A 13,130-nucleotide genomic window follows, 5' to 3' on the forward strand; every position below is an offset into this window, starting at 1 on the left:
GCTCGCTACTCGCTCGCATCGCGATCGATTCCGTTCCCTGAGCAGTCCCTTGCCGGGACCTGGTGCACACCCGGCTCCGGCAAGGGACTGCACGCAGCGAGGACACGCCTACGCCGACATCGGCCGCTGCACCCGGATCGACTGGAGCAGTCCGATGGCCACCCAGACGGCGAACATCGATGACCCTCCGTACGACACGAACGGCAGCGGGAGTCCGGCGACCGGCATGATGCCGAGCGTCATCCCGATGTTCTCGAACGCCTGGAAGGCGAACCAGGCGATGATTCCGGCGGCGACGATCGTGCCGTACAGCTCGGTGGTCTCGCGGGCGATCCGGCAGGCGCGCCACAGGACGACGCCGAGGAGGACGAGGATCAGTCCGGCGCCGAGGAAGCCGAGTTCCTCGCCCGCGACGGTGAAGACGAAGTCGGTCTGCTGTTCGGGAACGAACTGGCCGGTGGTCTGGGTGCCGTGGAAGAGGCCGGTGCCGGTGAGTCCGCCGGAGCCGATGGCGATGCGGGCCTGGTTGGTGTTGTAGCCGACGCCCGCCGGGTCGAGCGCCGGGTTGGCGAAGGCGGCGAAGCGGGCGATCTGGTAGTCGTCGAGCAGGCCGAGCTGCCAGACGGCGACGGCTCCGGCCGCGCCGGCGCCGAGGAGTCCGAAGACCCAGCGGTTCGACGCGCCGGAGGCCAGGAGCACGCCGAGCACGATGACGGCCATGACCATCACGGAGCCGAGGTCCGGCATCCCCATGACGATCACCATCGGGATGAGCGCGAAGCCGAGTGCCTTGGCGACGGTCCGGTGGTCGGGGTACAGCTGGTCGCCCGCGTCGACGCGGGCGGCGAGGACCATCGCCATCACCAGAATGATGGTGATCTTGGTGAACTCGGACGGCTGCAGGGAGAAGCCGCCGCCGATGATGATCCAGGCGTGCGCACCGTTGACGGTGGCGCCGAGCGGGGTGAGGACCGCGAGGATCAGAAGTACCGAGAGGCCGTAGAGGACCGGGACGGCGCCGCGCAGGGTGCGGTAGCCGAGCCAGATCGTGCCGACCATCAGGGCGAAGCCGATGCCGGTGTTGAGGGCGTGCCGCAGCAGGAAGTAGTACGGGTCGCCGTGGTTGAGGGACTCCCGGCCGCGGGTCGCCGAGTAGACCAGGGCCGCGCCGATGAAGGAGAGCGCGACCGCGGAGCCGAGCATCGGCCAGTCGAGCCGGCGCACGACGGAGTCGCGGGCGGTGAGCCTGCCCCAGACGCCGCGGTCGGGGGCGTACCGGGAGACGGAGAAGCCGGCCATCAATCGCGCCTCCCGAGCACCGCGGCGAGTGTCTGCTCCTCCGGGGCCTTCTGCGAGTTCGGGGCGTAGGGCTTGATCGTCGGGGCGTCGATCGAGCCGTCGTGCTGGATCTTGGGCAGGGACTTCTGCGGCGTGGGCAGCAGCGCCTTCTTGAGGTCCTGCTTGCCGGAGTCGTCGAGTCCGTAGATCGCGTCGTAGATGTTGCGGACGGCGGGCCCGGAGGCGCCGGAGCCCGTACCACCCTGGGAGATCGTCATGACGATCGAGTAGTCCTTGGTGTACGTGGCGAACCAGGAGGTCGTCTGCTTGCCGTAGACCTCGGCCGTGCCCGTCTTGGCGTGCATCGGGATCTTGTCCTGCGGCCAGCCGCCGAATCGCCAGGCGGCGGTACCGCGGGTCGCGACGCCCGCCAGCGCCCCCTCCATCTCCTTCAAGGTCTTGGCGCTGGCCGGCAGCTTGCCGTGCGAATGAGGCTCGATCCAGCGGACGTTCTTGCCGTCGGGGCTGATGACCGCCTTGCCGACGGTCGGGTCGTAGAGCGTGCCGCCGTTGCTGATCGCGGCGTAGATGGTCGCCATCTGGATCGGGGTGACGAGGGTGTCGCCCTGGCCGATGGAGTAGTTGATCGCGTCATAGGCGTGCAGCTTCATGCCCTCGAGGCAGTTCTCGTGGGCGAGCACGGTGCCGAAGTCCTTCTTCTTGGGCCATTGCTTGCCCTGTTTGCACCAGGCGTCCTTGTTGGCCTTCCAGAAGTCCTTCTTCCACTGGCGGTCGGGGACCCGGCCGGTGACCTCGTTGGGAAGGTCGATGCCGGTCTCCTTGCCGAGACCGAACTGGTGGGCGGTCTTGAAGAACCAGTCCTTGGGGTTCTTCTTGGGCTGCAGCCCGCCGTCCTTCTGCCACTGCTGGTGGCCGAGGGCGTAGAAGACGGTGTCGCAGGAGACCTCGAGCGCCTGGCCCAGGGTGATCGGGCCGTGGCTCTGCGATTCGAAGTTCTTGTAGACCTGGCCGTCGGCGCTGTACGAGCTGCCACAGTTGTAGCGGCCGTCGAACGGGTAGCCCGCCCTGACGGAGGCCGCGGTCGAGACGACCTTGAAGATCGAGCCGGGTGCGGCCTGGCCTTGGATGGCCCGATTGAGCAGCGGATAGTTGGACTTCTTGCTGGTCATCCGGGCGTAGTCCTTGCCCGAGATGCCGCCGACCCAGGCGTTGGGGTCGTAGTCGGGGTTGGATGCCATCGCGACGACTCGGCCGGTCTTGGCCTCCATGACGACGACGGCGCCCGAGTCGGCCTTGTAGTTCTGGTCGGTGTTCTTGTCGAAGGTCTTACGGGCCGTCTTCATGGCCTCGTTGAGCTCGTACTCCGCGACGGCCTGAACCCGGGCATCGATGGAGGTGACGACGCTCGATCCGGGCTTCGCCTCGTCGTTCTTCGCCTGGCCGATGACCCGGCCGAGGTTGTCGACCTCGTAGCGGGTGACGCCGGCCTTGCCGCGCAACTCCTTGTCGTACGTGCGCTCCAGGCCGGATCGGCCGACCTGGTCGGAGCGGAGGTACGGCGAATTGGTCTTCTGGGCCTTGGTGATCTCTTCGTCGGTGACGGGCGAGAGGTAGCCGAGGACCTGGGCGGTGTTGGCCTTGCCGGGCGAGGCGTAGCGGCGTACGGCGGTGGGTTCGGCGGTGATGCCGGGGAAGTCCTCGGCGCGTTCGCGGATCTGCAGGGCCTGCTGGGTGGTGGCCTCGTCGGTGACCGGGATCGGCTGGTACGGCGAGCCGTTCCAGCAGGGCTGCGGGGTCTTCGCGTCGCAGAGCCGGACCTTGTCGAAGACGTCCTTCGGCTTCATGTCGAGCACATCGGCGAGCCGGGTCAGAACGCCCTTGCCGTCGTCATCCATCTTCAGCAGATCGGTGCGGCTGGCGGAGACGACGAGGCGGGTCTCGTTATCGGCGAGGGGCACGCCACGGGCGTCGAGGATGGAGCCGCGGACGGCGGGCTGGACGACCTGCTGGACGTGGTTGCTCCTCGCCTCGTCGGTGTATTCCCGGCCGTTGCGGATCTGGAGGTACCAGAGGCGGCCTCCGAGTGTCAGCAGCAGCGAGAAGACAAGGACTTGGAGGATGATGAGCCTGATCTGGACCCGCTGGGTCCGGCCCGTCTCCGGAATGTTGCTCACGGGGCGCCCCCGGTGGTCGGGCCGGGTGTCCGGGGGGAGCCCCCCGGGAGATACAGCCTCACAGTCGCTTGGCTCCCTTGATCCGTCCGGCCCGTGCCGCCCGGCTGCGGGCGACCTTCACCCGCAGTCCGCCGCGCTGGCTGCCGATCCTGAGTCCCGTGCCTGAGGAGAGCCAGCCCGAGGCCACGGCTCCGCCGGAGGGGTCGGAGATCGGGTCGTTCTCGGTGCGTCTGGCGAGCGCCATGATCAGTGGAACGGTGAACGGCGCGAGAAGCAGGTCGTAGACAGCGGCGGTGAACACCAGTCCGCCGAGGCCGACATGACGGGCGGCGGTGTCCCCGACGAGGGCGCCGACGAGGGCGTACAGCAGCGTGGATCCGATCGCGGCGGCCACGACCACGGCCATCGGGGCCAGCGCGGACTTGAGCCGGCCCTTCTCCGGCCGGGCGAGTCCGGCGGCGTAGCCGATGATGCACAGGACCATGGCGTAGCGCCCGGCGGCGTGGTCGGCGGGCGGCGCCAGGTCGGTGAGGAGCCCCGCGCCGAAGCCGATCAGGGCGCCGGCCACATGTCCGTACACCAGGGAGAGGCCGACGACGACGAGGAGCAGCAGATCGGGGACGGCGCCGGGGAGTTGGAGGCGTGCGAGTACGGAGACCTGGACGACCAGGGCGATCACGACCAGAACGGTGGAGAGCAGAGTCCGGTTGAAGCGCATGGGGATCAGCTCTACCTCTGCTCGTTGACCGTGTTGCCGGTGGTTCCGGTGGGGCTGGGACTCCCACTGGGACTGCCGCTCGGGGTCTCGTTGACGTTCCCCACGACCTTTCCGTTGGTGTCGACGATGTCACCGTTGGGCGAGATGGTGACGGTGACCGTCGGGGTGGGGGTGGGTTTCGGTTTGGCGGGCTGTTTCGGCAGGACCATGTCGCGCGGGTCCTCGCGCGGTGCCTGGACGACGACGCCGACGATGTCGAGTCGGCTGAAGCCGACGAACGGGCGGACATAGACGGTACGGGTGAGGTCGCCGCCGGACGGGTCGACGCGGACCACCTCGCCGACCGGGACTCCGGGCACGAACGGCTTGTTCTTGCTGGAGCCGAAGGTGACCAGCCGGTCGCCCTTCTTCACCTGGGCCTTGCCGTTGAGGAACTGGACGGAGAGCGGGCGGTCGCCCTGGCCGGTGGCGAAGCCGAGTTCGTCGGTCTTCTCCATCCGGGTGCCGACGGTGAAGTCGGGGTCGTTGGCGAGGAGCACCGTCGCGGTGTCCGGGCCGACGGTGGTGATGCGGCCGACGAGTCCGTCGCCGTTGATGACGGTCATGTCTCGCTTGAGGCCGTCGTTGGAGCCCGCGTCGATGGTGACGGTCCAGGAGAAGCCCTGGGCCGCTCCTATGGCGATGACCTGGGCGGCCTTGATGCCGTACTGCCCGGCGGCGGACTCCTTCAGCATCTTGTCGAGTTCGCGCACCCGGTTGCGGTTGCGGTCGTCGCTGCCGAGTTTCGTCTTCAGCGCGGTGTTCTGCTGTTCCAGGGCGGCGATCCGGTTGTGCCGTTCACCGGAGTCGCGGATCGCCCCTATGGCGTTGCCCACCGGATCGACGGCTGCCGCGACGCCGTTCTCGACCGGCCCGAAGGCCGTTGCGGCGGCCCGCCGGGCGCCGTCCACCGGTGACTCCTCGCCGCCGCGGATGTCCACCGTAATCAGTGCGAATGCGATGGCGATCAGCAGCACCAGGAGCAGCCGGCTCTCTCGTGTGTCCCTCACGTGCGGCGGCCGTGCCTTCCTCGTCGGAATGTTCGTGCCTGTATATCAGCGGTCCGCCGTATGGGGCGGCAGCGCCCGTACGGCGGACCGCTGTGTTGTCGTTCCCGGTGCTACCTGCGGGGCTGGGCGTCCAGCACCTGCTGGAGCGCCTCGAACTCCTCGACACACTTACCGGATCCGAGTGCCACCGAGTCCAGGGGGTCCTCGGCGATGTGGATCGGCATGCCGGTCTCACGGCGCAGCCGCTCGTCCAGTCCGCGCAGCAGCGCGCCGCCGCCGGTGAGGACGATGCCGCGGTCCATGACATCGCCGGAGAGCTCCGGCGGGCACTTGTCGAGCGTGGTCTTCACCGCGTCGACGATCGCGTTGACCGGTTCCTCGATGGCCTTGCGGACCTCCGCGGCAGAGACGACGACCGTCTTGGGCAGTCCGGAGACCAGGTCGCGGCCGCGGATCTCGGTGTGCTCGTCCTTGTCCAGGTCGTACGCCGAGCCGATCGTGATCTTGATCTGTTCGGCGGTGCGCTCACCGAGGAGGAGCGAGTACTCCTTCTTGATGTGCTGGATGATCGCGTTGTCCAGCTCGTCACCGGCGACCCGGATCGACTGGGCAGTGACGATTCCTCCGAGCGAGATCACGGCGACCTCGGTGGTGCCGCCACCGATGTCGACCACCATGTTGCCGGTGGCCTCGTGGACCGGCAGCCCGGAACCGATGGCTGCGGCCATGGGCTCCTCGATGATGTGCACCTGCCGCGCCCCGGCCTGCGTCGACGCCTCGATGACGGCGCGTCGCTCGACTCCGGTGATGCCCGAGGGCACGCAGACGACGACCCGCGGGCGGGCCAGGTAGCGGCGCTTGTGGATCTTCAGGATGAAGTAGCGGAGCATCCGCTCCGTGATCTCGAAGTCGGCGATCACGCCGTCCTTGAGGGGACGTACGGCAACGATGTTGCCGGGTGTACGCCCGATCATCTTCTTGGCCTCGGAGCCGACCGCCAGGATGCCGCCGGTGTTGGTGTTGATGGCCACGACGGACGGCTCGTTCAGAACGATGCCGCGCCCTCTGACGTACACCAGCGTGTTGGCAGTCCCTAGGTCGATAGCCATGTCACGGCCGATGAACGACATTGAGTTCCCCTTGTTCCCCATGAGGATGCGTCAGGCCTTCCCAAGAAGCGGTTATGGCTTGTTTTGGTAGGCGAGGTGAGCGCTGCGGGCGTGGATGATTCCATCGTAGTGCCGTGTTCACGGACACCGCGCGAGGGTCCTTCGCCATTGTGGGCGGAACGGGTGGCCGTTCCACTCATGGTGACGTTACGTCGGAGGGATGCGTTCCCGCGATCGGGGACCCTATGCCGAAGGGCGACCGAATTACTTCGGTCGCCCCGGGTCATGAGCGCTGTTTGGCTGATTCGAGGTCAGGCAAGCCCCGGAAAGAACAGCTTCAGTTCACGCTCTGCGGACTCCTCGGAGTCCGAGGCGTGGATGAGGTTCTCGCGGGTGATCGTGCCGAAGTCGCCACGGATGGAGCCGGGCGCGGCGGCGATCGGGTCGGTCGGGCCGGCCAGGGCACGGACGCCCTCGATGACCCGCTCGCCCTCGGCGACCAGGACGACTACGGGGCCGGACTGCATGAATTCGACGAGCGGCTCGTAGAACGGGCGGCCGACGTGCTCGGCGTAGTGCTGCTCCAGGGTCGCACGGTCGAGCGTGCGCAGCTCCAGCGCGGTGACCTGCCAGCCGGCCTTGCGCTCGATCCGGCCGACGATCTCGCCGATCAGCCCACGCCTGACAGCGTCGGGCTTGAGAATGACGAGGGTGCGCTGAGTCATGTGCGGCTCCTTGAGGGCATGCGGGTGCGGTGAGGCGAGGTTACAGGGGCACGGAGACGGGCCGGCGGCCGGGTTTGCCCGACGTGCCCGGCTTCAGGTTTCAGCCGCCGGCCGAGGCCTCGGTCGCCGCCTGCGCCGCCCAGCGCGCCTTCGCCTCGTCGACCTTGCGACCGTAGTGCACCGAAGCCCACCACAGTCCGCCGAAGACCAGCCCCAGGATGAACATCATCGGGACGACGAACCCGCTGGCGACCAGTGCCACCTGGAGCGCCCAGCCGAGGGCTGTGCCGCCGGGGCGGGTGATCATCCCGCAGAGCAGGACGGAGAGCAGCATGCCGATGCCGCAGACCGTCCAGACGGTGGTGTTCGACAGGTCGTCGGACTTCATGGCGACGAGTCCGGCGAAACCGATCACGAAGAATTCGCCGATCAGCGTCGACGCGCAGAGCGTACGCACAGGGTCAGTGCCTTCCCAGAAGCAGCCGGGCCTCGCCGACCGTGATCACGGAGCCGGTCACCAGGACGCCGGCGCCCGCGTACTCGTCCTCCTCCTCGGCGAGGGTGATCGCCGCCTCCAGCGCGTCGTCGAGGCGCGGCTCGACCTGGACGCGGTCGCCGCCGAAGACCTCGACCGCGACAGCGGCCAGTTCGTCGGCGTCCATCGCCCGGCCGCTGGAGTTCTGGGTGACGACGACCTCGGCGAAGATCGGCTCGAAGGCTTCGAGGAGCCCCCGGACGTCCTTGTCGTCGCTCGCTCCGACCACGCCGATCAGCCGGGAGAAGCCGAACGCCTCGGACAGCCCGTCGGCGGTGGCGCGGGCGCCCGCCGGGTTGTGGGCCGCGTCCAGGACGACGGTCGGGCTGCTCCGGACGACTTCGAGGCGGCCCGGCGAGCGGACCGAGGCAAAGGCCCGGCGGATCGTGTCGATGTCGAGCGAGCCGGGCTGCTCGGCGCCGATACCGAAGAACGCCTCGACCGCGGCGAGCGCCACCGCCGCGTTGTGCGCCTGGTGGGCGCCGTACAGCGGGAGGAAGACCTCCTCGTACTCGCCCCCGAGGCCGCGCAGGGTCAGAAGCTGGCCGCCGACCGCGATCTCGCGGGAAACAACGCCGAACTCCATGCCCTCGCGAGCGACCGTGGCGTCGACCTCGACGGCCTTCTTCAGCATGACCTGCGCAGCGTCGACCGGCTGCTGGGCCAGGATGACGGTGGCGTCCTGCTTGATGATCCCGGACTTCTCACCGGCGATCTCGGCGGGTGTGGCGCCGAGCCGGTCGGTGTGGTCCAGGGAGATGGGGGTGACGACGGCGACCGAGGAGTTGATCACGTTCGTCGCGTCCCAGCTGCCGCCCATGCCGACCTCGACGACCGCGACGTCGACCGGTGCGTCGGCGAAGGCCGCGTACGCCATGCCGGTCAGCACCTCGAAGAAGGAGAGCCGGTAGGGCTGCTGGGCGTCGACCATCTCGACATACGGCTTGATGTCGTTGTACGTCTCGATGAACCGCTCCGGGTCCATCGGTGCACCGTCCAGGCTGATCCGCTCGGTGATCGACTGGACGTGCGGCGAGGTGTAGCGGCCGGTGCGCAGCTCGAAGGCGCCGAGCAGGGCCTCGATCATGCGGGCGGTGCTGGTCTTGCCGTTGGTGCCGGTGATGTGGATCGACGGGTACGCGTGCTGCGGCTCGCCGAGCACGTCCATCAGGGCGGCGATCCGTGACACGGACGGTTCGAGCTTCGTCTCGCCCCAGCGGCCGGCGAGCTCCTGCTCCACCGCGCGCAGCGCCTTGTCCACCTCCGGGTCGGCGGGTCGGGCGGGGACCTCGTCACCCGGGACCGGTCCCGAGACCGTGCGCAGGGTGCGGCTGCCGGCCTCGATCACCGCCAGGTCGGGGTCGCGTTGGGTCGCTTCGTCGACGATCTCCGCGAAGGTGTCGTCGGACTCGGACGCGTCGTGCCGGTCTGAAGGGCGGGGCTCACTCACGGGTCCCAGTCTACGGATCGGGACGGACATCCGGCGCGGGGCCCGGCCACGGTCACGAATCGCCCGCCCGGGCCGCTGACGGCACGACGCGCCCCGGGGCACATGGGGGTCCCTGCCCTCCGAGCCTGACTGCGGCGCCCGAGCGGTGCGCGCCCCGGAGTCCGGGAGGACGGCTGCCCTGCGCCGGACACGCCGTACGGGCCGCTGCCGCGGACCCGGCCGCGGCGCGGGTACGACGAAGCCCCCGTGTCCCTAGTCGGTCAGGGACACGGGGGCTTCGCGCTCAGATCATCAGCTCTGCGGCAGGTTCGCCAGCTGAGCGGTGATCCGCGCGATGTCCGCGTCGGCCTTGGCGAGCCGGGTACGGATCTTGTCGACCACGTTGTCCGGTGCCTTGGCCAGGAACGCCTCGTTGCCGAGCTTGGCGTTGGCCTGGGCCTTCTCCTTCTCGGCGGCACCCAGGTCCTTCGTCAGGCGCTTGCGCTCGGCCTCCACGTCGATGGTGCCGGACAGGTCGAGGGCGACCGTGGCGCCGGCGACCGGCAGCGACGCGGTGGCGTGGAAGCTGTCGCCGGCGGGCTGCAGGCGCAGCAGCTGGCGGATGGCCGCCTCGTGCGGCGCGAGCGCCGTGCCGGTCAGGGTGAGCTCGGCCGGGACCTTCTGGCCGGGCTGGAGACCCTGGTCGGAGCGGAACCGGCGGACCTCGGTGACAACCTGCTGGACGAGCTCGATCTCCTGCTCGGCGGCCGCGTCGCGGAAGCCGGAGTCCTTCGGCCAGTCGGCGATGACGACGGACTCGCGGCCGGTCAGCGTGGTCCAGAGCGTCTCGGTCACGAACGGGACGACCGGGTGCAGGAGGCGCAGCATCACGTCGAGGACCTCGCCGAGGACCCGGCCGGAGACCTTCGCCTGCTCGCCGCCCGCGAAGAACGTGGTCTTCGACAGCTCGACGTACCAGTCGAAGACCTCGTCCCACGCGAAGTGGAAGAGCGCCTCGCTGAGCTTGGAGAACTGGAAGTCGTCGTAGAACGCGTCGACTTCGGCGACGGTCTTGTTGAGCTTCGACAGGATCCAGCGGTCCGTCGCGGACATCTGCGACGGGTCGGGCAGCTCGCCCTCGATCCTGGCGCCGTTCATCAGCGCGAAGCGCGTGGCGTTCCAGATCTTGTTGGCGAAGTTGCGGGAGCCCTGGACCCAGTCCTCGCCGATCGGGACGTCGACGCCCGGGTTGGCACCGCGCGCCAGGGTGAACCGCAGGGCGTCCGAGCCGTACTTGTCCATCCAGTCCAGCGGGTTGACCGCATTACCGAAGGACTTGGACATCTTCTTGCCGAACTGGTCGCGGACCATGCCGTGCAGAGCGATGGTGTGGAAAGGCGGGGTGCCGTCCATCGCGTACAGGCCGAACATCATCATCCGGGCGACCCAGAAGAAGAGGATGTCGTAGCCCGTGACCAGGACGGAGTTCGGGTAGAACTTCGCCAGGCTCTCGGTCCGCTCCGGCCAGCCGAGCGTCGAGAACGGCCACAGGCCGGAGGAGAACCAGGTGTCGAGGACATCCGTCTCCTGCGTCCAGCCCTCGCCGCTCGGCGGCTGCTCGTCGGGGCCGACGCAGACGATCTCCCCGTCCGGGCCGTACCAGACCGGGATGCGGTGGCCCCACCACAGCTGACGCGAGATGCACCAGTCATGGAGGTTGTCGACCCAGTCGAAGTACCGCTTCTCCATCTCCTGCGGGTGGATCTTGACCTGGCCGTCGCGGACCGCGTCGCCCGCCGCCTTGGCCAGCGGGCCGACCTTGACCCACCACTGCATGGACAGCCGCGGCTCGATCGTCGTCTTGCAGCGCGAGCAGTGGCCGACGGAGTGGACGTACGGGCGCTTCTCGGCGACGATCCGGCCCTCGGCGCGCAGAGCGCCGACGATGGCGCTGCGCGCCTCCAGCCGGTCCAGGCCCTGGAAGGGACCGTGTGCCGTGATGATCGCGTGCTCGTCCATCACGGCGAGGCTCGGCAGACCGTGCCGCTGGCCGATCTCGAAGTCGTTCGGGTCGTGCGCGGGCGTGACCTTGACGGCGCCCGTGCCGAACTCGGGGTCGACGTGCTCGTCGGCGACGACCGGGATACGGCGGCCGGTGAGCGGCAGCTCGATCTCCTTGCCGACCAGGTGCTTGTAGCGGTCGTCCTCCGGGTGGACGGCGACGGCCGTGTCGCCCAGCATCGTCTCGGCACGGGTCGTCGCGACGACGATGGCGTCCTCGCCCTCGCCGTACCGGATGGAGACGAGCTCGCCGTCGTCGTCCTGGTACTCGACCTCGATGTCCGAGATGGCCGTGAGACAGCGCGGACACCAGTTGATGATGCGCTCGGCCCGGTAGATCAGCTCGTCGTCGTAGAGCTTCTTGAAGATGGTCTGGACGGCCTGGGACAGACCTTCGTCCATGGTGAAGCGTTCCCGCGACCAGGCGACACCGTCACCCAGGCGCTTCATCTGCCCGGAGATCTGTCCACCGGACTCGCCCTTCCACTGCCAGACACGGTCGATGAAGGCCTCGCGCCCCAGGTCGTGGCGGGACTTGCCCTCCTTGGCGAGCTCACGCTCGACGACGTTCTGCGTGGCGATACCGGCGTGGTCCATGCCCGGTTGCCACAGCGTCTCGTAGCCCTGCATCCGCTTGCGGCGGGTGAGGGCGTCGATCAGCGTGTGTTCGAAGGCGTGCCCCAGGTGGAGGCTGCCCGTGACGTTCGGCGGCGGGATGACGACAGTGAACGGAGGCTTGTCGCTTGTCGCGTCGGCCTCGAAGTAACCACGTTCTACCCAGCGCTCATACAGCTTCCCCTCTACCTCGGCCGGTGCGTACTGGGTCGGCAGTTCGGGGTTGCTGGCTGGCGTCTGCTGAGTGTTCTCGGTCACGGGGGACAGTTTAGAGCCGTCGCAGTCGTGTACTGAAACCGGTTTGCCGAGTAACGGTGTGACTCCCGTTGCTCCATACGGGTGGACCGTCCGTCAGGATGTTCGGAACGCATAAGCATGACGAACAGGGGACACCACAGATGAGCTACAACCAGCCGGGCCCGTACGGCGGCCAGCCTCCGCAGGGCCAGCCCGGCCCCTACGGTGGCCAGCCGCCGCAGGGTCAGCCCGGCCCGTACGGCCAGCAGCCCGGTCCGTACGGCCAGCAGCCGGGCCCGTACGGCGGCCAGCCGCCGCAGGGCGGCCAGCCGGGTTACGGGTACCCGCAGCAGCCCCAGCCGGGCTACGGCTACCCGCAGGCCCAGCAGCCGGGCCCGTACGGCCAGCAGCCCCAGGCCCCGTACGGCCAGGCCCCGATGCCGCCGGCCGCCCCGAAGAAGAAGACCGGCCTGATCATCGGCGGCGTCGTCGTGGCGCTGGCGGTCATTGCGGGCGGGGTGTACTTCCTGACGTCGGGCGGGGGCAGCAACACCCTCAGCGACGACGGTCCGCACAAGCTGACCACGCCGGCGAAGGTGCTGGGCGAGTACAACCGCTTCGGCGGTGACAACTCGGGCATGAAGCAGGACGAAAAGACCACGAAGGAACTGACGGCCAGCGGCATCGAGAACGGCAAGGCCGTCACTGGGATCTACTCGACCGCGGATCTCAGCAATTTCGACCCCAACGATCCAAGTACCGTGCCCGACATCGCAACAGCGAAGGGCATCACCTATATCGGTGCTTACGGCAAGGTCAAGGACCCTGCCAAGGCGCTGGACGCATTCTTCGCGACGCTCAAGAAGAGCGCGTCCGAGGACTCGAAGAAGAAGACCCAGTTTGTCGGCGAACCGGAGGAGGTGTCTCCCTCCGGTTTCGAGAACGGCATCATGAAGTGCCAGGCCGCCAAGGGCAAGGACGCCCAGTCCGGCAAGTTGAAGACCGACTGGTTCTGCGCCTGGTCGGACTACAGCACCATGGCGATGGTGTCTCCCGGCGACGCCACCAAGAACGTGGACAAGGACACCGCTGCCAAGATCGCGACGGATCTCCGCAAGGAGATCCGCGTCAAGGAGTAGGTTCCCGAACGCCGAAGGGGCGCCCGGCCAGTTGACTGGC

At 68.5% G+C, this 13,130-nt stretch carries 10 protein-coding genes; 1 reads left to right on the top strand and 9 read right to left on the bottom strand.

Annotation, left to right across the window (positions count from 1 at the left end; translation table 11 throughout):
* Positions 1 to 108 precede the first annotated feature (108 nt).
* The 9 genes from rodA to ACNPQM_RS01890 form a co-directional block, all read right to left on the bottom strand.
* The gene (rodA, locus tag ACNPQM_RS01850) at positions 109 to 1,299 is read right to left on the bottom strand and encodes a rod shape-determining protein RodA (RefSeq protein ID WP_418082556.1); all 1,191 of its coding nucleotides are present in this window, start codon (positions 1,297 to 1,299) and stop codon (positions 109 to 111) included.
* The gene (gene mrdA / locus ACNPQM_RS01855) at positions 1,299 to 3,473 is read right to left on the bottom strand and encodes a penicillin-binding protein 2 (protein ID WP_418082557.1); all 2,175 of its coding nucleotides are present in this window, start codon (positions 3,471 to 3,473) and stop codon (positions 1,299 to 1,301) included. Before mrdA ends, rodA begins: the two co-directional genes overlap by 1 nt.
* A gap of 58 nt (positions 3,474 to 3,531) precedes the next feature.
* Positions 3,532 to 4,191 carry a rod shape-determining protein MreD gene (gene mreD / locus ACNPQM_RS01860; RefSeq protein ID WP_418082559.1) on the bottom strand — a complete coding sequence of 220 codons (660 nt, stop codon included), beginning with the start codon at positions 4,189 to 4,191 and terminating at the stop codon, positions 3,532 to 3,534.
* 11 nt (positions 4,192 to 4,202) lie between these two features.
* The gene (mreC, locus tag ACNPQM_RS01865; protein ID WP_358859033.1) at positions 4,203 to 5,240 is read right to left on the bottom strand and encodes a rod shape-determining protein MreC; all 1,038 of its coding nucleotides are present in this window, start codon (positions 5,238 to 5,240) and stop codon (positions 4,203 to 4,205) included.
* 110 nt (positions 5,241 to 5,350) lie between these two features.
* Positions 5,351 to 6,370 (bottom strand): rod shape-determining protein, encoded by a 1,020-nt coding sequence (locus tag ACNPQM_RS01870; protein ID WP_266361529.1) that lies wholly within the window; start codon positions 6,368 to 6,370, stop codon positions 5,351 to 5,353.
* 290 nt (positions 6,371 to 6,660) lie between these two features.
* Positions 6,661 to 7,074: a nucleoside-diphosphate kinase gene (gene ndk, locus ACNPQM_RS01875; RefSeq protein WP_358859032.1), complete on the bottom strand. Its 414-nt coding sequence runs from the start codon at positions 7,072 to 7,074 to the stop codon at positions 6,661 to 6,663.
* Between the two features lie 100 nt (positions 7,075 to 7,174).
* Positions 7,175 to 7,531: a DUF4233 domain-containing protein gene (locus tag ACNPQM_RS01880; RefSeq protein WP_398953788.1), complete on the bottom strand. Its 357-nt coding sequence runs from the start codon at positions 7,529 to 7,531 to the stop codon at positions 7,175 to 7,177.
* Positions 7,532 to 7,535: 4 nt separating this feature from the next.
* Entirely contained in the window at positions 7,536 to 9,059 is a 1,524-nt protein-coding gene (folC, locus tag ACNPQM_RS01885; protein WP_418082561.1) for a bifunctional tetrahydrofolate synthase/dihydrofolate synthase, read from the bottom strand.
* Positions 9,060 to 9,350: 291 nt separating this feature from the next.
* Positions 9,351 to 11,972 carry a valine--tRNA ligase gene (locus ACNPQM_RS01890; RefSeq protein WP_418082562.1) on the bottom strand — a complete coding sequence of 874 codons (2,622 nt, stop codon included), beginning with the start codon at positions 11,970 to 11,972 and terminating at the stop codon, positions 9,351 to 9,353.
* Between the two features lie 140 nt (positions 11,973 to 12,112).
* Between ACNPQM_RS01890 and ACNPQM_RS01895 the strand changes: the two genes are divergently transcribed.
* Positions 12,113 to 13,090, top strand: a complete 978-nt coding sequence (locus ACNPQM_RS01895; RefSeq protein WP_418082564.1) for a hypothetical protein — start codon at positions 12,113 to 12,115, stop codon at positions 13,088 to 13,090.
* The last annotated feature ends 40 nt before the right edge of the window (positions 13,091 to 13,130 follow it).

It is taken from the genome of Streptomyces sp. NPDC056231 (assembly GCF_048270745.1).
In the GTDB taxonomy this organism is placed as follows: domain Bacteria; phylum Actinomycetota; class Actinomycetes; order Streptomycetales; family Streptomycetaceae; genus Streptomyces.